The 19535-nt window shown below is 66.4% G+C and carries 15 protein-coding genes; 12 read left to right on the top strand and 3 right to left on the bottom strand.

Going from position 1 to position 19535, the window contains the following annotated elements; all coding sequences use genetic code 11:
- Positions 1-2: 2 nt before the first annotated feature.
- Together ACZYRS_RS18785 and fabI are read right to left on the bottom strand one after the other, a co-directional pair.
- Complete coding sequence (locus ACZYRS_RS18785; RefSeq protein WP_463420471.1) at positions 3-857, bottom strand: DNA ligase; 855 nt, start codon at positions 855-857, stop codon at positions 3-5.
- Positions 858-927: 70 nt separating this feature from the next.
- Positions 928-1710, bottom strand: a complete 783-nt coding sequence (gene fabI / locus ACZYRS_RS18780; protein WP_463420470.1) for an enoyl-ACP reductase FabI — start codon at positions 1708-1710, stop codon at positions 928-930.
- Between the two features lie 37 nt (positions 1711-1747).
- Here fabI and ACZYRS_RS18775 point away from each other — a divergent pair, with 37 nt between their 5' ends.
- The 12 genes from ACZYRS_RS18775 (at position 1748) to ACZYRS_RS18720 (ending at position 18023) form a co-directional block, all read left to right on the top strand.
- Positions 1748-3559, top strand: coding sequence for an extracellular solute-binding protein (locus ACZYRS_RS18775; RefSeq protein WP_463420469.1), 1812 nt, complete (start codon positions 1748-1750; stop codon positions 3557-3559).
- 25 nt (positions 3560-3584) lie between these two features.
- Complete coding sequence (locus ACZYRS_RS18770) at positions 3585-4625, top strand: microcin C ABC transporter permease YejB (RefSeq protein ID WP_198784021.1); 1041 nt, start codon at positions 3585-3587, stop codon at positions 4623-4625.
- Positions 4609-5658, top strand: a complete 1050-nt coding sequence (locus ACZYRS_RS18765; RefSeq protein WP_463420468.1) for an ABC transporter permease — start codon at positions 4609-4611, stop codon at positions 5656-5658. The genes ACZYRS_RS18770 and ACZYRS_RS18765 overlap by 17 nt, the downstream gene beginning before the upstream one ends.
- A gap of 5 nt (positions 5659-5663) precedes the next feature.
- A complete protein-coding gene (locus ACZYRS_RS18760) occupies positions 5664-7295 on the top strand; it encodes an ABC transporter ATP-binding protein (protein WP_463420467.1) in 1632 nt (543 codons plus the stop codon).
- 19 nt (positions 7296-7314) lie between these two features.
- The gene (locus ACZYRS_RS18755; RefSeq protein ID WP_463420466.1) at positions 7315-8511 is read left to right on the top strand and encodes a YbfB/YjiJ family MFS transporter; all 1197 of its coding nucleotides are present in this window, start codon (positions 7315-7317) and stop codon (positions 8509-8511) included.
- A gap of 213 nt (positions 8512-8724) precedes the next feature.
- Complete coding sequence (gene rimP / locus ACZYRS_RS18750; RefSeq protein WP_463420465.1) at positions 8725-9372, top strand: ribosome maturation factor RimP; 648 nt, start codon at positions 8725-8727, stop codon at positions 9370-9372.
- A gap of 16 nt (positions 9373-9388) precedes the next feature.
- Positions 9389-10882 (top strand): transcription termination factor NusA, encoded by a 1494-nt coding sequence (gene nusA / locus ACZYRS_RS18745; protein ID WP_198784016.1) that lies wholly within the window; start codon positions 9389-9391, stop codon positions 10880-10882.
- A 24-nt stretch (positions 10883-10906) separates the two neighbouring features.
- Positions 10907-13879, top strand: a complete 2973-nt coding sequence (gene infB / locus ACZYRS_RS18740) for a translation initiation factor IF-2 (protein ID WP_463420464.1) — start codon at positions 10907-10909, stop codon at positions 13877-13879.
- A gap of 21 nt (positions 13880-13900) precedes the next feature.
- Positions 13901-14272: a 30S ribosome-binding factor RbfA gene (gene rbfA / locus ACZYRS_RS18735; protein ID WP_198784014.1), complete on the top strand. Its 372-nt coding sequence runs from the start codon at positions 13901-13903 to the stop codon at positions 14270-14272.
- Positions 14273-14274: 2 nt separating this feature from the next.
- On the top strand, positions 14275-15243 hold the full coding sequence (gene truB / locus ACZYRS_RS18730) for a tRNA pseudouridine(55) synthase TruB (protein ID WP_463420463.1): 969 nt from the start codon (positions 14275-14277) through the stop codon (positions 15241-15243).
- Entirely contained in the window at positions 15240-17078 is a 1839-nt protein-coding gene (gene typA, locus ACZYRS_RS18725) for a translational GTPase TypA (RefSeq protein WP_198784012.1), read from the top strand. Before truB ends, typA begins: the two co-directional genes overlap by 4 nt.
- Positions 17079-17093: 15 nt before the next feature.
- A complete protein-coding gene (locus ACZYRS_RS18720; RefSeq protein WP_463420462.1) occupies positions 17094-18023 on the top strand; it encodes a DMT family transporter in 930 nt (309 codons plus the stop codon).
- Between the two features lie 23 nt (positions 18024-18046).
- Here ACZYRS_RS18720 and ACZYRS_RS18715 read toward each other — a convergent pair whose 3' ends face one another.
- The gene (locus ACZYRS_RS18715) at positions 18047-19471 is read right to left on the bottom strand and encodes a hypothetical protein (protein ID WP_463420461.1); all 1425 of its coding nucleotides are present in this window, start codon (positions 19469-19471) and stop codon (positions 18047-18049) included.
- Positions 19472-19535 lie beyond the last annotated feature (64 nt).

Genomic DNA, 19535 nt, shown 5'->3' with positions numbered 1-19535 from the left:
GTTCAGGAGTGCGGGGCGTCTTCGCGCACCCGCATGAAGCGCGCGAACCGGGGCAGGCCGCTGGCATTCGTGCCGTTGAAGCGGTAGGTGACCCAGCTGCCGATGGCGGGCGGGTGCTCGCGGTCGGCGTCGGTCAGGCCGCTGCCGATGCGAAAGCGCTTGCCCTCGGGCGTCTCGACGATCAGCGCGCCGAGCCGCGCGCTGTTGCGGCCCTTGCCGGTCATGTGACCGACCACGCGGGCCTCGGCATCGTCGTAGGGCTTGAACTTGAGCAGGTCGTGGTTGCGCTCGCCGCGGTAGAGCGAGCCGCCGCGGTGCAGCACCAGGCCTTCGCCGCCCATCTTCACCGTCTTTTCGAGCAGGGCCTGCAGCTCGGCCTCGGTGGTGGCGCGCTCCTGCGGCACGAGGGTGACCCACGGCGCATCGGTGATCGGCAGCAGTTTGCGCAAGGCCGCCAGGCGCGTCGTGAAGTCGCCGGGCTGGGCCGGCATGTCGAACACCATGAAACGCATCTCGCGCCAGGCGACGTCGTTCGGCGTCTGGCTGCGCACCGTGGACACCGCGTGCGCAAAGCGCCCGCGGCCGGCCCACAACTCGCCGTCGAGCGGTTGCCTCGGCAGCGACGCGATGAACCACGCGGGCGCCGCGACCGGCTCGCCGCCGCGTGTCCAGAGCTGCTTGCCGTCCCAGTAGCCGCGCACGCCGTCGTACTTTTCGCTGACCCAGTAGTCGGCCAGCGACATTCCGGGGCGGTAGACGTCGGCCAGCATCAGCGAAGGCGCGGCATTGCGCGCGAGCGCCGGAGCGGTCAGGGCCGCGCCCAGAGCCGCGAGCAGGAGGGAACGTCGATTCAGCACGATGCCATTCAATGGGTAGCGGCCAGCGACCGTTCGACGATCGCCGCTGTCCTTCGGACAGAAGGCAGGCTTACTCCGCCATGCCCCCGACGACGTTGCTGAAGCCGCCGTCCACGTAGGTGATCTCGGCCGTCACGCCGCTGGCCAGGTCGCTCAGCAGGAAGGCGGCGACGTTGCCCACTTCCTCGATCGTCACGTTGCGGCGGATCGGCGAGGCGTCGGCCACGGCGGCCAGCATCTTGCCGAAGCCTTTGATGCCGCTCGCGGCCAGCGTCTTGATGGGGCCGGCGCTGATGCCGTTCACGCGCATGCCCTTGGGGCCCAGCGACGAGGCGGTGTAGCGCACCGAGGCTTCGAGCGAGGCCTTGGCCAGGCCCATGGTGTTGTAGTTGGGCAGCGCCCGCTCGGCGCCCAGGTAGGTCAGCGTGAGCAGGGCCGACTTGTCGTTCAGGTAGGGCAGGGCCGCCTTGGCCATCGCCGGGAAGCTGTAGGCGCTGATGTCGTGCGCGATGCGGAAGCCTTCGCGCGAGAGGCCATCGAGGAAGTCGCCGGCGATGGCTTCGCGCGGGGCGAAGCCGATGCTGTGCACGAAGCCGTCGAACTTCGGCCAGGTCTGGGCGAGGTCGGCGAAGAGCTTGTCGATCTGGGCGTCGTCGCCCACGTCGCAATCAAAAATCAGGCTCGAGCCGAAGTCTGCGGCATATTCGGTGATACGGTCCTTGAATCGTTCGCCGACATAACTGAAGGCGAGCTCCGCACCTTGTTCGTGGCACGCCTTGGCGATGCCGTAAGCGATCGAGCGATTGCTCAACACGCCGGTGATCAACAGTTTTTTGCCGGAAAGAAAGCTCATGAAATTGCCTCGTGAAAATCTTGGGCAGAATTCTCGCATGCGGTTTCTTCGGGTCTGGTGGTTGTTGGTGTGTGCGGCGCCCGCGTGGGCGGCGCATGGCTATGCACTCTGGGACGACCTGAAGTACGCCCCCGGCTTCACCGCCTTCGACTACGTCAACCCCGACGCGCCCAAGGGCGGCGAGCTGCGTCTGGTGAGCAACCTGCGCGTTTCCACCTTCGACAAGTACAACCCGTTCACCATCAAGGGCTCGGCACCGGCCTACCTGGACAGCCTCATCTTCGAGACGCTGCTGGCCGGCTCCATGGACGAAACCGCCTCGGGCTACGGGTTGCTCGCCGAGGACATCGCGGTCGCGCCCGACCGCCGCAGCGTGACCTTTCGCCTGCGGCCCGAGGCCAAATTCCACAACGGCAAGCCGGTCGAGGCGGCCGATGTGAAGCACAGCTACGACACGCTGATCGGCCCCTTCACCGCGCCGGGCTACAAGACGCTGCTGCAGGAGGTCGAGGGCGCCGACGTGATCGACGCGCGCACCATCCGCTTTCGCTTCAAGACGCCGAACCGCGAACTGCCGCTCACCGTGGGCAGCCTGCCGGTCTTCAGCCGCGACTGGGGCATGGAGAACGGCAAGGCCAAGCCCTTCGACCAGGTGGTGATGGACGTCCCCATCGGCAGCGGCCCCTACAGAATCGGGCCCGTGCGCTTCGGCAAAGACATCACCTACGTGCGCGACCCCGGCTACTGGGGCCGCAACCTCGCGGTGAACCGCGGCAGCTACAACTTCGACCGCATCACCGTCAAGATCTACAAGGACAACACGGCGCGCCTGGAGGCATTGAAGGCCGGCGAGTTCGACATGATGAGCTTCTACTCGGCCGGCGACTGGGCGCGGCGGGTGACCGGCAAGCGCTTCGACACCGGCGAGCTCATCAAGCACGAGTTCCAGCACAAGAAGCCTGCGGGCTTCCAGAGCTACGTGCTCAACAGCCGGCGGGACAAGCTCAAGGACCCGCGCGTGCGCGAGGCGCTCGGGCTGGCGCTGGACTACGAGTGGATGAACCGCCAGATGTTCTACGGCGGCTATCCACGCGTGAAGGACCTGTTCGGCAACACCGACTGCGAAGCGCAAGGTCTGCCTTCTCCAGAAGAAAAAGCCCTGCTCGAACGTTGGCGCGGCAAGATTCCCGACGCAAGCTTCGGGCCGATGTACGCGCCGCCCACGACCGAGGGCGCGGACCAGTCGCTGCGCAACAACCTGCGCCGCGCGCGCGAACTGCTCAAGCAAGCCGGCTGGGAATACCGCGACGGCGCGCTGCGCAACGCCAAGGGCGAGGCCATGACGCTGGAGTACCTGGACAGCAGGGAAGGCGGCGTGCGCACGGTGTCGCCGTGGGTGCGCAATCTCGAGAAGCTGGGCATCGCGCTCAATTTCTCGTCCGTCGATTTCGCGCTCTACCAGGAGCGGCTCGATCGGTTCGAATTCGACATCACCACCATCAATTTCCCCGGCACCAACAACCCGGGCCAGCAACTGCTCGAAATCTTCGGCAGCAAGGCGGCCAAGACGGAGAGCTCGGGCAACTACATGGGCGTGTCCACGCCCGCGGTCGATGCCTTGCTCAAGGACATCGTCGATGCCGACACCAAGGCCGAACTGCTACCCGCCTGCCGGGCGCTGGACCGCGTCATCATGCACAGCCACTACCTGATTCCCCAGTGGACGCTGAGCTCGCACCGCGTCGTGTACGACGACTGGCGCCTGGCGTTCAAGGCGCCGATGCCGCCGTATGCCGCCGCCGAGGGCTGGATCATGGGCACCTGGTGGGCCAGGCCGCCGAAGCCCTAGAACATAGAAGAGAAGGAACCCGTCGATGCTCTCCTATGTCCTCAAGCGGCTGCTGCTGTTCATTCCCACGCTGCTGGGCGTGCTGCTGGTCACGTTCGCGGTGGTGCAGTTCGTGCCCGGAGGGCCGGTGGAGCAGTACCTGGCCGAAGCGAAGACCGCGGGCGTCGGCGGCGGAGGCGGCGGGTTCGAATCGGGCGGCGGCTCCTACCGGGGCAACCAGGGTGTCGATCCCAAGCGCCTGGCGCAGATCAAGGCGCTCTACGGTTTCGACAAACCACCGCACGAGCGCCTCTGGCAGATGCTCGGGCAGTTCGCGCGTTTTGATCTGGGCAAGAGCTTCTTCCAGAACAAGGACGTGTGGACGCTGATCCTGGAGAAGCTGCCCGTGTCGATCAGCCTGGGCCTCTGGACCTTCTTCATCAGCTACGGCGTGGCCGTGCCGCTGGGTGTGGCCAAGGCGGTGCGCGCCGGTTCGCGCTTCGACCTCGTCACCACGCTGATCGTGCTGATCGGCTATGCCATTCCAGGTTTTGTGCTGGGCGTGGCGCTGCTGGTGATCTTCGGCGGGCAGTTGCAATGGTTTCCGCTGCGCGGGCTGACCTCTTCGAACTGGGACGAACTGAGCTGGGGCGCCCGCATCGTCGACTACCTCTGGCACATCACCTTGCCTGTCACCGCCATGGTGCTCGGCAGCTTCGCGGTGACGGCGATGCTGACCAAGAACTCGTTCCTCGAGGAAATCCGCAAGCAGTACGTGCTGACCGCGCGCGCCAAGGGGCTGGGCGAGCGGCAGGTGCTCTGGAAGCATGTGTTCCGCAACGCGCTCATTCCCATCATCACCGGGCTGCCGGCGGCTTTCATCGGCTCGTTCTTCGCGGGGTCGCTGCTCATCGAGACGCTGTTCTCGCTCGACGGCTTAGGCCTGCTGGGCTACGAAAGCGTGATCCGGCGCGATTACCCCGTAGTGCTGGGCACCCTCTACATCTTTACGCTGATCGGCCTGGTGACCAAGCTGATCTCCGATCTCTGCTACGTCTGGGTGGATCCGCGTGTCAAATTCGACTGAGACGGCCCCGCACATCTCGCCCGGCCGCCGCGCCTGGATGCGCTTCAAGCGCAACCGGCTTGGTTACTGGAGCCTGGTGGTCTTCACGCTGATGGTGGTGCTGAGCCTCTTTGCCGAGGTGCTGTCCACCGACAAGCCGCTCGTCGTGCGCTACCAGGGGCAAACCTATTTCCCCGTGCTGCGCGACTACTCCGAGAAGACCTTCGGTGGCGACTTCGAAACGCCGGCCGACTACCTCGACCCCTTCATCCGCGAACGGATCACCGCGGGCGACAACTGGGCGGTTTTCGCGCCCAACACCTATGGCGCCAAGACGCTCAACTATTTCGCCAAGGCGCCGAGCCCGGCCGCTCCGTCGGCCGACAACTGGCTCGGCACCGATGACCGCGGCCGCGACCTGCTGGCCCAGCTGATCTACGGCTTTCGCGTGAGCGTGCTGTTCGCCCTCGCGCTGACGGTCATCGGCACCGTGCTGGGCGTGGCGGCCGGCGCGGTGCAGGGCTACTTCGCAGGCCGGATCGACCTGGCGTTCCAGCGCTTCATCGAGATCTGGGGCTCGATGCCCGAGCTCTACCTGCTGATCATCTTCAGCGCCATCTTCAAGCCGAGCGTGACGCTGCTCTTGATCCTCTTGAGCCTGTTCGGCTGGATGGCCCTGTCCGACTACGTGCGCGCCGAGTTCCTGCGCAACCGCCAGATGGACTACGTGCGCGCAGCTCGCGCCCTGGGCGTGAGCAACCTGCAGATCATGTGGCGCCACATCCTGCCCAACAGCATGGTGCCCGTCGTCACCTTCCTGCCGTTCCGCATGAGCGCGGCGATCCTGGCGCTCACCTCGCTCGACTTTCTCGGCCTCGGCGTGCCGCCGGGCACGCCGTCGCTGGGCGAATTGCTCAACCAGGGCAAGTCGAGCATCGACGCCTGGTGGATTTCGCTCTCCACCTTCGGCGTGCTGGTCGTCACGCTCATGCTGCTGACCTTCATGGGCGACGCGCTGCGCGATGCGCTCGATCCGCGGAAGGCCGACAAGTGAGCGACATGAATCCAACAACGAAGAAGCCCCTGCTCGACGTGAAGGGCCTGCGGGTTTCCTTCGGTGGCAAGGAGGTCGTGCACGGCGTCGACTTCCAGATCGGCGCGGGCGAAAAACTCGCGCTGGTGGGCGAATCGGGCTCGGGCAAGACCGTCACGGCGCTGTCTCTGCTGCGGCTGGTGCAGAACGCCGATCTTGCGGGCGTCGCACGGCTCTTCGGCCCCGAGCCGTCGCAGGGCGCGCGCGACCTGCTGGCGATTCCGGAGCGCGAGCTGCGCGGCATCCGCGGCAAGGAGATCGCGATGATCTTCCAGGAGCCGATGACCGCGCTCAACGCGCTCTACAGCGTGGGCGACCAGATCTCCGAGGTGCTCGAGTTGCACGAGGGGCTGTCGGCCCGCGCGGCGCAGGCGGCGGCCGTCCAGCTGCTGGCCGACACCGGCATTCCCGAGCCGGCGCGGCGGGCGCGGTCGTTTCCGCACCAGCTCTCGGGTGGCCAGCGCCAGCGCGCCATGATCGCGATGGCGCTCGCCTGCAAGCCGCGCCTCCTGCTGGCCGACGAGCCGACCACGGCGCTGGACGTCACGGTGCGTGCGCAGATCCTCGAGCTGCTGGCCGAGTTGCAGCGCAAGTACGGCATGGCCGTGCTGCTGATCACCCATGACCTGAACCTCGTGCGCCGTTTCGCCGACCGCGTGGCGGTGATGGAGAACGGCCACATCGTCGAGCACGGTGCCGTGGCGACCGTGTTCGATGCTCCGCAGCACGCCTACACCCGCAAGCTGATCGACAGCCATCCGGAGCGCGACGTGGCGGCGGTGGCCGCGCGGGCCGATGCCGCGCCGGTGCTCGAGGCCAAGGCCTTGCGCGTGAGCTATCCCGTGGCGCGGCCGGGCTTTGCCGGCTGGTTCCGCAAGGGCGAATTCATTGCCGTGCAGGGCGCCGATTTCCGCATCGTGCCGGGCGAGACGCTGGGCGTGGTCGGCGAATCGGGCTCGGGCAAGTCGACGCTGGCGCTCGCGGCGCTCGGGCTGCTCAAGCATGGGGGCGAGCTGAAGGTGGACGGCAAGCGGTGGGCGGTCGATCGCGCGTCGGACCTGGCCCTTCGCCGCACGATGCAGGTGGTGTTCCAGGACCCGTTCTCCTCGCTCTCGCCGCGCATGACAGTCGAGCAGATCGTGGGGGAGGGGCTGCGCGTTCACGCGCCCGAACTCGACGCGAAGGCGCGCCGGGCCCGTTCGCTCGCGGCGCTGGCGGACGTGGGGCTGACCGAGGCGCAGTTTCCCGCGCTGCTCGACCGCTATCCGCACGAGTTCTCGGGTGGCCAGCGGCAGCGGCTCGCGATCGCGCGCGCGCTGATCGTCGATCCGCAACTGCTGGTGCTCGACGAGCCGACCAGCGCGCTCGACGTGACGATTCAGAAGCAGGTGCTGGGCCTGCTGCAACGGCTGCAGCGGGAGCGCGGGCTGAGCTACCTCTTGATCACCCACGACGTCGAGGTGATCCGCGCCATGGCGCACCAGGTCATCGTGATGAAGGACGGGGCGATCCTCGAAACCGGGTCGGTCGAGCGCGTGCTCGATGCGCCCGCGCATCCCTATACGCAGAAACTGGTGGCCGCTGCGCTGCTGGAATAGAACGAAAAGAGAAGAAGAAATGTCGGTAAACGGACGGGACCGCCGCGGCGCCTGGCGCGCGGCGCTGGCCTGCATGGTCACCCTGGCGGTGGCGATGGGCCTCGGGCGCTTCGCCTTCACGCCCATGCTGCCCATCATGCTGGGCGAGGGAAAACTGGAGCTGGCCGGGGGCGGGGTGCTGGCGTCGCTCAATTACCTGGGCTATTTCCTCGGGGCGGTGAGCTGCGCCGCCATCGGGATCAAGGCGTCGAGCATGGTCCGGGGCGGGCTGGCCGCGACCGCGGCTTTGCTGATCGGCATGGGGCTGCTCCACAGCTTTGCGGGCTGGGGCATCCTGCGCGCGGCGGCGGGTGTGATGAGCGCCTGGGTCTTCGTGTTCGCTTCGGGCTGGGGTTTGCGGCGGCTGGCCGAAACGAATTCGCCGACGCTGGCTGGCGTGGTTTACACCGGGCCGGGCATCGGGATCGCCATGACCGGGCTGCTCGGTGGCGCGCTGGGGCGCTGGGGTTCCGAGGTGGGGTGGATCGGCCTGGGGCTGCTGGCCGTGGTGCTGATCGCGGTGATCTGGCGGGTGTTCGATGACGGTGAATCGGCGCAGGGCGGCGGTGCGAAAGCCTCGGTGACCGCAAGCAGCGTGACCGCATCCGGCGCGGATCGCAGCGATGCGATCTGGCTGGTCGCGCTCTATGGGCTGGCGGGCTTCGGCTACATCATCACGGCCACCTTCCTGCCGGTGATCGCGCGCCAGGCGCTGCCGGGATCGTCGTGGCCTGATTTCTTCTGGCCATTGTTTGGCGCGGCCATCATTCCGGGCGCATTGATCGGCGCCCGCGCGCCCATCCACTGGGACAACCGGCTGCTGCTGGCGGCCGCCTATGCGTTGCAGGCGCTGGGGGTGGTGCTTTCCGTGGCATGGCCCACGATCGTTGGTTTTGCGCTGGGGAGCCTGCTGTTGGGCATGCCGTTCACCGCCATCACGCTTTTCGCGATGCGGGAGGCGCGCCGGCTGCGCGGCAATGCGGCGGCCGGGCTGATCGGTTATGCCACTGCGTCCTATGGGGTGGGGCAGATCATCGGGCCGCTGTTCGCGGCGCCCTTGGCGCAGCGCACCGGCTCCTTCGAGCAGCCGTTGCTGGTTGCGGCGGCGGCGTTGGCGCTCGGGGCGGTGTTGTTTGCAGTGGTCTGGTCGAAATCTCGTCGTCCAATGACTGTCTGAGCTGCAATGCCCCTTCATTTATCACACGAATAGCATATAATTCGAGGCTCACGACCAAACGGGCGGGTACCAACCGCCCGTTTTTTTTGGTCTATGCATTCTTGATCATTCGTTACGTCGCTGAGTGATTTCAGCATCAGGCATTCGCCGTATTCGCAGAGGCGGATATCGCGAATTCGGCGAATTGAGTATTTAAAAGGCACTTTCGAACACGTGGCATTGCAGCAAATAGTGGAACAAACCGTGGCCGGTCTTGGCTACGACCTGGTCGAGATCGAACGCTCGGCCGGGGGATTGCTGCGCGTGACGATTGATTTGCCCTGGACGGCCCCCACCTCTGAAGCTGTGGCTGCAGGCGTGCCGGAGCCTTTCGTGACGGTCGAGGACTGCGAGAAGGTGACGCGCCAGCTGCAGTTCGCGCTCGAGGTCGATGGTGTCGATTACAAGCGGCTCGAGGTGTCCTCGCCCGGTATCGACAGGCCGTTGCGCAACGAGCAGGATTTCGAGCGTTTCGTGGGCGCGGTGATCGACATCACGCTCAAGGCGCCCATGGGCGCGGCGGCGGCGGGCCAGGTGTCCGCCACCCGCAAGAAATTTCGCGGCACGCTGGAGCGTGCTGAAAAGGCAGAAGGGGCTGACTCAGCCCCGGGCTGGCAAATCGTCTGGAGCGATGCGCCCGAGCCCAAGCCGGGTCAAAAAGTGAGCAAGAAGCGCGCGCCTGCACCGTTGCGGGCGCTGGGCTTCGTGCTGGACGAGCTGCGCGACGCGCGGCTCGCGCCCATTGTGGATTTCAAGGGCCGCAAGGCCAAAACCCAACCGGGTTTTTCGGATATTGACGACGGAACGAATGTTCCGGACTGACCAGAGGAGTGGTGGCATGAATCGCGAAATGTTGATGTTGGTGGATGCGATCTCGCGCGAGAAGAACGTCGAACGTGACGTCGTCTTCGGCGCGGTCGAATCCGCACTGGCGCAAGCCACCAAGAAGCTCCATCAGGGCGACGTGGACATCCGCGTCGCGGTCGATCGCGACAGCGGCGACTACGAAACCTTCCGCCGCTGGCACGTCGTTCCCGACGAGGCCGGCCTGCAGCTGCCCGACCAGGAAATCCTCCTGTTCGAAGCCAAGGAAGAAATGTCGGACATCGAGGTCGGCGAGTACATCGAAGAAGCGGTGGACTCGGTGCCGATCGGCCGCATCGGCGCCATGGCCGCCAAGCAGGTGATCCTGCAGAAGATCCGCGACGCCGAGCGCGAGATGCTGCTCAACGATTTCATGTCGCGCGGCGACAAGATCTTCGTGGGCACCGTCAAGCGCCTGGACAAGGGCGACATCATCGTGGAGGCCGGCCGCGTCGAAGGGCGCCTGCGCCGCAGCGAGATGATCGCCAAGGAGAACCTGCGCAACGGCGACCGCGTGCGCGCCATGATCATGGAAGTCGACCTGACGCTGCGCGGCGCGCCGATCATCCTGTCGCGCTCGGCGCCCGAGTTCATGATCGAGCTGTTCCGCCAGGAAGTGCCCGAAATCGAACAGGGCCTCCTCGAAATCAAGAGCTGCGCCCGCGACCCGGGTTCGCGCGCCAAGATCGCCGTGCTCTCGCACGACAAGCGCGTCGATCCGATCGGCACCTGCGTCGGCGTGCGCGGCACCCGCGTGAACGCCGTGACCAACGAGCTCGCCGGCGAGCGCGTGGACATCGTGCTGTGGAGTGAAGACCCGGCCCAGTTCGTGATCGGCGCCCTGGCCCCGGCCAACGTGTCCTCGATCGTGGTGGACGAAGAAAAGCACGCCATGGACGTGGTGGTCGACGAGGAAAACCTCGCCATCGCCATCGGCCGCGGCGGCCAGAACGTGCGCCTGGCTTCCGACCTCACCGGCTGGAAGATCAACATCATGGATGCCAACGAGTCGGCCCAGAAGCAGGCGACCGAAACGGATGCCAGCCGCAAGCTCTTCATGGAAAAGCTCGATGTCGATGAAGAAATCGCCGACATCCTGATCGCCGAAGGCTTCAACAGCCTGGAAGAAGTCGCCTATGTGCCGATTTCCGAAATGCTGGAGATCGAAGCGTTCGACGAAGACACCATCAATGAGCTGCGCTCGCGTGCCAAGGATGCGCTGCTGACCATGGAAATCGCCAAGGAAGAGGGCGTGGAGACCCAGTCGCCGGTGTCGCAGAACCTGCGCGACCTCGAAGGCCTGGACCCCGAGCTGATTCCCAAGTTGGCCGAAGCGGGTGTGAACACCCGTGACGACCTCGCCGACCTCGCGGTCGATGAACTCACCGAGATCACCGGCCACAGCGCCGATGACGCCAAAGCCCTCATCTTGAAAGCCCGCGAACATTGGTTCGCCGGCCAAGAGTGATGGTCATGGAGGCACGAAACCAATATGTCCAGTACCACTGTCGCCGAGTTCGCGAACGAGCTCAAGAAGACTCCCGAAACCTTGCTTGACCAGCTCAAGAGCGCAGGCGTGCCCAAAGCGGCACCCACCGATGCACTCACCGAGGCTGACAAGCAGCGCCTGCTCGGCTTTCTCAAAGCCAGCCACGGCACCGCCGAGCCCGAGCGCAAGAAGATCACGCTGACCAAGAAGTCGACCAGCGAGATCAAGCAGGCCGACGCCACCGGCCGCGCCCGCACCATCCAGGTGGAAGTGCGCAAGAAGCGCACCTTCATCCAGCGCGACGAAGGCCACCCGGCCGAGCCGGTGCAGCAAGTCGCCGAGGCGCCCGCCGCCGCGCCGGCCGCGCCCCACGTCGACGAGGCCGAGCTGGCCCGCCGCGAGGAAGAGGCACGCCGCCAGGCCGAACTGATCCGCCGCCAGGAAGAAGAATTGGTCGAGAAGCGGCGCCTGCGCGAAGAAGCCGAAGCCCGCGAACGCGAGCAGGCCGAAAAGGCCGAGCGCGCCGAACAGGCCGAGCAGGAAGCCGCGCGCGTCGCCGCCGAACAGAAGGCTGCCAAGGCTGCCGCCGAAGCCGCCACTGCGCCCGCGAAGGAAGCCGCCAAGCCGGTCGAGGCGCCTGCTGCAGTCGCCGCGGCCGCTGCTGCTGCCGCCGCCGAACAGCAAGCCGCCGATACCAAGCTGGCCGCCCAGACCGCCGCCACGCAAGCCAAGGAAGACGCGAAGGCCAAGGCCGCCGCCGAATCGAAGGCCCGTGCCGACGAGGAAGCCGCCCGCGCCAAGGACCTGGACGAGCGTCGCCGCAAGGCCCTCGCCGAGGCCGAAGCCATCCGCGCCATGATGAATGCACCGGCCCGCGTGCTGGTGCCGCACAAGGCGCCCGAGAAGCCGCAGCCCGAAAAGGCCGCGGTCAAGGGCACGCTGCACAAGCCGGCCGCGCCCGCAGCGCGTCCCGGCGCGCCGGCCGCTCCGGGTGCTGCTGCAGCCCCTGGCGCCGCAGCCGGTGCCGGCAAGGAAGTCAAGTCGGCCAAGCTCTCCTCGAGCTGGGCGGGCGATCCTGCCAAGAAGAAGGAAATCAAGACCCGCGGCGATGCCAGCGGTGGTGTCGGTCGCGGCAACTGGCGCGGAGGCCCGCGCGGTCGTCGCGGCAACGACCGCGGCGGTCACGAGGAGCACGCACCGGCCGCACCGGTCGAGGCGCGCATCCTGGAAGTGCACGTGCCCGAAACCATCACGGTGGCCGAGCTCGCGCACAAGATGGCCGTCAAGGCCGGCGAAGTCATCAAGCAATTGATGAAGCTGGGCCAGATGGCGACCATCAACCAGTCGCTCGACCAGGATACCGCCATGATCCTGGTGGAGGAAATGGGTCACAACGCGGTGGTTGCCGCGCTGGACGATCCGGAAGCCTTCACCGACGAGGACGTGTCGGCGCAAACGGCCGAAGCCCTGCCGCGCGCACCGGTCGTGACCGTCATGGGTCACGTCGACCACGGCAAGACCTCGCTGCTGGACTACATCCGCCGCGCCAAGGTCGCAGCGGGCGAAGCCGGCGGCATCACGCAGCACATCGGTGCGTACCACGTGCAAACCGAACGCGGCATGGTGTCGTTCCTCGACACCCCGGGTCACGAGGCGTTCACCGCCATGCGTGCCCGCGGTGCGCAGGCCACCGACATCGTGATCCTGGTGGTGGCGGCCGACGACGGCGTCATGCCCCAGACCAAGGAAGCCATCAAGCACGCGAAAGCGGCGGGTGTGCCGATCGTGGTCGCGATCAACAAGGTGGACAAGCCCGACGCCAACCTGGACCGCGTGAAGCAGGAACTGGTGGCCGAAGAGGTCGTGCCCGAAGAGTACGGCGGCGACGTGCCGTTCGTGCCGGTGTCGGCCAAGACCGGACAGGGCATCGACGACCTGCTCGAGCAGGTGTTGCTGCAAGCCGAAGTGCTGGAACTGAAGGCGCCGGTGGATGCCGCCGCCAAGGGCCTGGTCATCGAAGCGCAGCTGGACAAGGGCCGCGGCCCGGTCGCCACCGTGCTGGTGCAGTCGGGCACGCTCAAGACCGGCGACGTGGTGCTGGCCGGTTCCACCTATGGCCGCGTGCGCGCCATGCTGGACGAGAACGGCAAGACCATCAAGACCGCGGGTCCGTCGATCCCGGTCGAAATCCAGGGTCTGACCGAAGTGCCGCAAGCGGGCGACGAGTTCATGGTGATGGCCGACGAGCGCCGTGCGCGCGAAATCGCCACCTACCGTGCCGGCAAGTTCCGCAACACGAAGCTGGCGAAGGCCCAAGCCGCGAACCTGCAGAACATGTTCACCGATCTCTCGGCCGGCGAAGTGCAGACGCTGCGGATCATCATCAAGGCCGACGTGCAGGGCTCGCAGGAAGCGCTGGCCCAGTCGCTGCTCAAGCTGGCGACCGAAGAAGTCAAGGTGCAGATGGTGTACGCCGGCGTCGGCGGCATCAGCGAGAGCGACATCAACCTCGCAATCGCCTCCAAGGCCATCGTGATCGGCTTCAACGTGCGGGCCGATTCCGGTGCGCGCAAGCTGGCCGAGAACAACGGCGTGCAACTGAACTACTACAGCATCATTTACGACGCCGTGGACGAGATCAAGGTTGCGATGTCGGGCATGCTGGCACCGGAGCGTCGCGAAGAGATCATCGGCTCGGCCGAGATCCGCACGGTGTTCGTGGCTTCGAAGATCGGTACGGTCGCAGGTTCGTACATCACCTCGGGATCGGTCAACCGCAGTGCGCATTTCCGACTGCTGCGCGACAACGTGGTGATCTACACCGGCGAAGTCGACTCGATCAAGCGCATGAAGGACGATGTCCGCGAAGTCCGCGAAGGTTTTGAGTGCGGTATCAAGCTCAAGAACTACAACGACATCAAAGAAGGCGATCAGCTCGAATTCTTCGAAATCAAGGAAATCGCCCGGACGCTGTAAGCGTTCGAAGCGAAAGAGTCCATGCCCAAGAGAAAAGCCGCCGCCCCCAACCGCGCGTTCAAGGTTGCCGACCAGATCCAGCGGGATCTGACGGAGCTGATCGCGCGTGAGTTGAAGGACCCGCGCGTGGGCATGGTCACGATCCAGGCGGTCGAGGTCACGCCCGACTATGCGCACGCGAAGATCTACTTCAGCATGCTCACGGGCGACGTGACCGAGACCACCGACGCGCTGAACCAGGCCGCAGGGTTCCTGCGCAACGGCCTGTTCAAGCGCCTCCATATTCACACCGTGCCGACGCTGCACTTCCTGTTCGACCGCACCACCGAGCGTGCGGCCGACATGAACGCGCTCATCGCGCAGGCCGTCGCTTCGCGCTCGAAAGACGACTAGCGATGAATGCGCCACGCACAAGGGTGCAGCGGCGCCCTGTGCATGGGGTGTTGTTGCTCGACAAACCGCTGGGACTCTCCAGCAACCAGGCCTTGCAGAAGGCCAAGTGGTTGCTGCGTGCCGAAAAGGCGGGCCACACCGGCACGCTCGATCCGCTGGCCACCGGCGTCTTGCCGCTGTGCTTCGGCGCGGCCACCAAGTTCAGCCAGCTGCACCTGGACGCCGACAAGACCTACGAGGCCACGGCACGCCTGGGCATCAAGACCTCGACCGGCGATGCCGAGGGCGAGGTGATTGCCGAGCGTCCGGTGAACGTCACCGCTGAAGACCTGGCCCGCGCCGAGGCGCAGTTCACCGGCCCGATCCGCCAGGTTCCGCCGATGCACAGCGCCCTCAAGAAGGATGGCAAGGCGCTCTACGAATACGCCCGCGAAGGCATTGAGATCGAACGCGCGCCGCGCGACGTGGTGATCCACGCGCTGAAGGTCACGCAGGCCGCTTCTGAATCAGCTGGCAACGCCATCCGCATCGTGGCCTCCGTGAGCAAGGGCACCTACATCCGCACGCTGGGCGAAGACATCGGCGAGGCGCTGGGCTGCGGCGCCCACCTCACGTCGCTGCGCCGCACCGCCACAGGCGGCTTCGGCGTGGCGCAGTGCATCACGCTCGAGGCGCTCGAAGCCATGGGCGAAGAGGAGCGGCTGGCCCAATTGTTGCCTGCCGAATCCCTGGTCGAAGGCCACACCATCGTCACGCTCGGCAGCGAAGATGCGGGGCGCTTTTTGTCCGGCCTGCGCCGCCGTGGCGCCTGGCCCGAGGCCGACCACGTGGCGGTATTCGGCGACACGCCGCCCGCCTTTCTCGGTACGGCGCACATCGCCGCCAACGAACTGATCCCGGGGCGCTTGCTGAACCCCATCGAAATTCAGCAAATTCTTTTGAACGCACAACAGACAGAAGCGACACCATGAGTACCAAGCAAATCCGCAATATCGCCATCATTGCCCACGTGGACCATGGCAAGACCACGATGGTCGACCAGCTGCTGCGCCAGTCCGGCACCTTCGCCGAGCACGAGAAGGTCGTGGACACGGTAATGGACAACAACGCCATCGAAAAGGAACGTGGCATCACGATCCTGGCCAAGAACTGCGCCGTGACCTGGGAAGGCACGCACATCAACATCGTCGACACCCCGGGCCACGCGGACTTCGGCGGTGAAGTGGAACGCGCGCTCTCGATGGTCGACGGCGTGGTGCTCTTGATCGACGCGCAGGAAGGCCCGATGCCGCAGACGCGCTTCGTGACCAAGAAGGCGCTGGCCCTGGGCCTGAAGCCCATCCTGGTCGTGAACAAGGTGGACAAGCCCGGCGCGAACCCCGACAAGGTGGTCAACGCCGCCTTCGACCTGTTCGACAAGCTCGGCGCGACCGACGAACAGCTGGACTTCCCCGTGGTGTACGCCTCGGGCATCAACGGCTGGTCGTCGCTCGAAGAAGGCGCTGCGGGCGAGCAGTGGGGTCCCGACATGTCGGCCCTCTTCAACACCATCCTGAAGCACGTGCCGGCACAGAAGGGCGACCCTGAAGCGCCGCTGCAGCTGCAGATCTCCGCACTGGACTTCTCGACATTCGTCGGCCGCATCGGCGTGGGCCGCATCAGCCAGGGCACGCTCCGGCCCATGACCGACGTGCTGGTCATGGAAGGTCCGGACGGCAAGGCCATCAAGGGTCGCGTCAACCAGGTGCTGACCTTCCAGGGCCTGGACCGCGTGCAATCGACCGAAGCCGGCCCCGGCGAAATCGTGCTGATCAACGGCATCACCGATATCGGCATCGGCGTCACCGTGACCGACAAGGACAAGCCCGCGCCGCTGCCCATGCTCAAGGTCGACGAACCGACCCTGACCATGAACTTCTGCGTGAATACCAGCCCGCTGGCCGGCCGCGAAGGCAAGTTCGTCACCAGCCGCCAGATCTGGGACCGCCTGCAAAAAGAGCTGCAGCACAACGTGGCCCTGCGCGTGAGCGAGACCGATGAAGAAGGCATCTTCGAAGTCATGGGCCGCGGCGAACTGCACCTGACCATCCTCTTGGAAAACATGCGCCGCGAAGGCTTTGAAATGGCCGTGTCCAAGCCGCGCGTGGTGTTCCGCACCGTGAACGGCGAAAAGCACGAGCCCATCGAAATGGTCACGGCCGACATCGAAGAAGGCCACCAGGGCGGCGTGATGCAGGCGCTGGGCGAGCGCAAGGGCGAACTGGTCAACATGGAACCGGACGGCCGTGGCCGCGTGCGCCTGGAGTACCGCATTCCGGCGCGGGGCCTGATCGGATTCACCAACGAATTCCTGAACCTGACGCGCGGCTCGGGCCTCATCAGCAACATCTTCGACAGCTACGAAGCGCACAAGGGCGACATCGGCGGCCGCAAGAACGGCGTGCTGATCTCGATGGACGACGGTGAAATCTTCACCTACGCGCTGGGCAAGCTGGACGACCGCGGCCGCATGTTCGTCAAGGCGAACGATCCGGTGTACGAAGGCATGATCGTGGGCATCCACAGCCGCGACAACGACCTCGTGGTGAACGCCACGCGCACCAAGCAGCTGACCAACTTCCGCGTGAGCGGCAAGGAAGACGCGATCAAGATCACGCCCCCGATCGACCTCACGCTGGAATACGGCGTCGAGTTCATCGAGGACGACGAGCTGGTCGAAATCACGCCCAAGAGCGTGCGCCTGCGCAAGCGCTTCCTGAAGGAAAACGAACGCAAGCGCGCCGGCCGCGACACCCAGGCCGCCTGACCCCCTGAGGGTTCCATGCGCCTGACGCACGGCGGGGCTGTGTGGCTGATGGTCGTCGTGACCCTGATGTGGGGCACGGCGGGCGTCGTCACACGGCATCTCACGCAGGCGCACAGTTTCGAGATCACCTTCTGGCGCAGCCTCTTCACGACGCTGGCGCTGCTGGTGATCTTGCCGCTTTGGCGGGGGCGCGCCGTGTTCTCGCAGCTGCGCAGCGGCGGGCGCGAACTCTGGGTCTCGGGCGTCTGCTGGGCCGTGATGTTCACGGCCTTCATGGTGGCGCTCACGATGGCTTCGACGGCGAGCGTGCTGGTCACGATGTCGCTCGGGCCCTTGCTCACCGCGCTGGCCGCGCGCGTCTTCATCGGGCATCGGCTGCCTGCGCGCACCTGGGTCGCCATCGTGGTGGCCGGGGTGGGCATCGGCTGGATGTACGGCACGCAGCTGGTGCAGGGCGCCTCGGGCGGTGTGGGCGGCTCGCTGCCCGGGACGCTCGTTGCGTTGTGTGTGCCGATCGCCGGCGCCACCAACTGGACCGTCGTGCAGCATGCGCATGCCAAGGGGCATGACATCGACCTGGTGCCCGCGGTGCTGATCGGCGCCGTGCTCACCGCCTTGTTCACCTTGCCCTTCGCCTTGCCGTTCCAGGCGAGCGCACACGACCTGGGTTTGCTGGCCTTCCTGGGGGTGTTCCAGCTCGCGATTCCGTGCGTGCTGTCGGTGCTGTGCGCGCAGGTGCTGAAGGCGCCCGAGGTCGCGTTGCTGGCCCTGCTCGAAGTGATCTTCGGCATCGCGCTGGCCTGGATCGGCGCGGGCGAGGAGCCCGCCGCGAGCGTGCTGACCGGCGGTGCGCTGGTCATCGGCGCGCTGGTGTTCAACGAACTGCTGGCGCTGCGCGGGCGCCGCACGACGGCGGCCGACAACGCGCTGCCGGGCGCGCACTAGGCGCCCACCAGGCGCCCAAAGAACTACTCGGGCATCGCAGCGTCCGTCACGCCCATTCGGGTGAGGCGGGCTTCCAGCACGGCGCGGTTGAAGCGCTTCGCAAAATCGTCGCTCATGCGCCAGGCGCCGTTGTCCGGCACGAAGGTGAAGTCGCCGGTCAGCGGCAGCGATTGCGCACGGCCGAGGGTGCCCAGCACGCGGTCGTTGTATTCGACGACCAGCGGACAGACCCGGCTCACGCCGTCTTCATGCGCGCGACAGGGGCCGGTGGGCTCGAGGCCGGTGATCTCCGGGACAGCGGCCGCGAGGCCCGTGCCGGAACGCCGACGCTGGCGTTCAAGCATCGCCGCGGCGGCCGAGCTCGACGGCAGGGCGGTCACGCCGGCTCGGAAGGCCTTCTCCGCCGCCACGCGCCCGATGGGCTCGGCGTTGTAGAGCGGCTTGCCTTTGGCATCCAGATTGCCGAAGCGGGCCTCCACCATGACCGGGTCGGCACTGCGCACCGTCATCTGGCCGTTGTCAGCGGGGACCGGGCCGATCGTGTAGCCGATCGACTTGGTCCCGTTTTCCAGGATCATCGTCGCCATGCACCCGCGGGTGCGCTCGTCCTTGCGGTAGCCGACTTCGCGCAGCCCGCTGACAGTCGGCGTGGTGAGATCGGATCTCTCGCGCGAGTCCGGCGTCTGCATGCGGGCATCGATCGACAGGCGGCGCATCTGGCTCTGCAGCATCTTGCGCGCGGCGTCGCCGTTGCAGGCCGGCACGCTGTCCGGCACGACGAGATCCCAAGCCCACCCGCCAGCGATGCACAGCGCGAGCAGCCAGAAGGTCCAGGTGCCCCAGCGGCGCTTGCCTTGCGCGCGGGCCTGCCATGCGCCGGTCGACTTTTCATCGGCTGCGATCTCCTGCTGCGCCTCGGCCACGATGCGGGCTCGGTCTGCCGCCATGGCAAAGGCGGGCTCGGCCGCGACTTCGGCGCGCGTGGCCTCGAACAGTTCTTTCTCCAGCGGTCCGTCGATCACCATCCAGGCCAGCGTGGCGCTCGGTGCGGCGGGGACGCTGCCGACCAGCGGCGTTTCCTCCAGGGCCATGTCCCGCGTCTCGGCATCGACGAGGCCGTCGTTGAAGAGCGCGTTCACCGCCTCGTGCGTGATGCCGCGGTCGCCGAGCTCCACGAAATCCTCGGCGTCGTAGGCGATGTCCGCTGCATCGTCGGCCGTGGCGACGGGCGGCGAGGCCTCCTCGAGCCGTTCGACGGCGGCGTCGATTTCTTCCTGGGTGACCAAGCCCTTCACGCACATCCAGGCCAGTGCGTGCGCGGGGCCGGGAATCGGCGGGAGCGCCGCGGTCTCGGGATGGGCGAGCACGGTGTCGTGCTGCGCGTCGGTGATCAGGCCGTGGGAGAGAAGGGCGAGGAACGCATCCGGATTCGCAGCTGCAGGATTCATGCGGCGATTCTGCCGTGGCGCATGCACCAAGAAAAAGGCCCCGGCGTGTGCCGGAGCCTTTGCG

It is taken from the genome of Variovorax sp. AC194 (assembly GCF_979257995.1).
The sequence above is the reverse complement of the archived record's forward strand: the minus strand, read 5'-3'. Positions and strand labels throughout refer to the sequence as shown.

Bases quoted from the DNA above. Each gene is read 5' to 3' on its own strand.
- fabI (WP_463420470.1), bottom strand. From the start codon at position 1,710: ATGAGCTTTCTTTCCGGCAAAAAACTGTTGATCACCGGCGTGTTGAGC.
- ACZYRS_RS18775 (WP_463420469.1), top strand. From the start codon at position 1,748: ATGCGGTTTCTTCGGGTCTGGTGGTTGTTGGTGTGTGCGGCGCCCGCG.
- ACZYRS_RS18770 (WP_198784021.1), top strand. From the start codon at position 3,585: ATGCTCTCCTATGTCCTCAAGCGGCTGCTGCTGTTCATTCCCACGCTG.
- ACZYRS_RS18760 (WP_463420467.1), top strand. From the start codon at position 5,664: ATGAATCCAACAACGAAGAAGCCCCTGCTCGACGTGAAGGGCCTGCGG.
- ACZYRS_RS18755 (WP_463420466.1), top strand. From the start codon at position 7,315: ATGTCGGTAAACGGACGGGACCGCCGCGGCGCCTGGCGCGCGGCGCTG.
- nusA (WP_198784016.1), top strand. From the start codon at position 9,389: ATGAATCGCGAAATGTTGATGTTGGTGGATGCGATCTCGCGCGAGAAG.
- infB (WP_463420464.1), top strand. From the start codon at position 10,907: ATGTCCAGTACCACTGTCGCCGAGTTCGCGAACGAGCTCAAGAAGACT.
- rbfA (WP_198784014.1), top strand. From the start codon at position 13,901: ATGCCCAAGAGAAAAGCCGCCGCCCCCAACCGCGCGTTCAAGGTTGCC.
- truB (WP_463420463.1), top strand. From the start codon at position 14,275: ATGAATGCGCCACGCACAAGGGTGCAGCGGCGCCCTGTGCATGGGGTG.
- typA (WP_198784012.1), top strand. From the start codon at position 15,240: ATGAGTACCAAGCAAATCCGCAATATCGCCATCATTGCCCACGTGGAC.
- ACZYRS_RS18720 (WP_463420462.1), top strand. From the start codon at position 17,094: ATGCGCCTGACGCACGGCGGGGCTGTGTGGCTGATGGTCGTCGTGACC.
- ACZYRS_RS18715 (WP_463420461.1), bottom strand. From the start codon at position 19,471: ATGAATCCTGCAGCTGCGAATCCGGATGCGTTCCTCGCCCTTCTCTCC.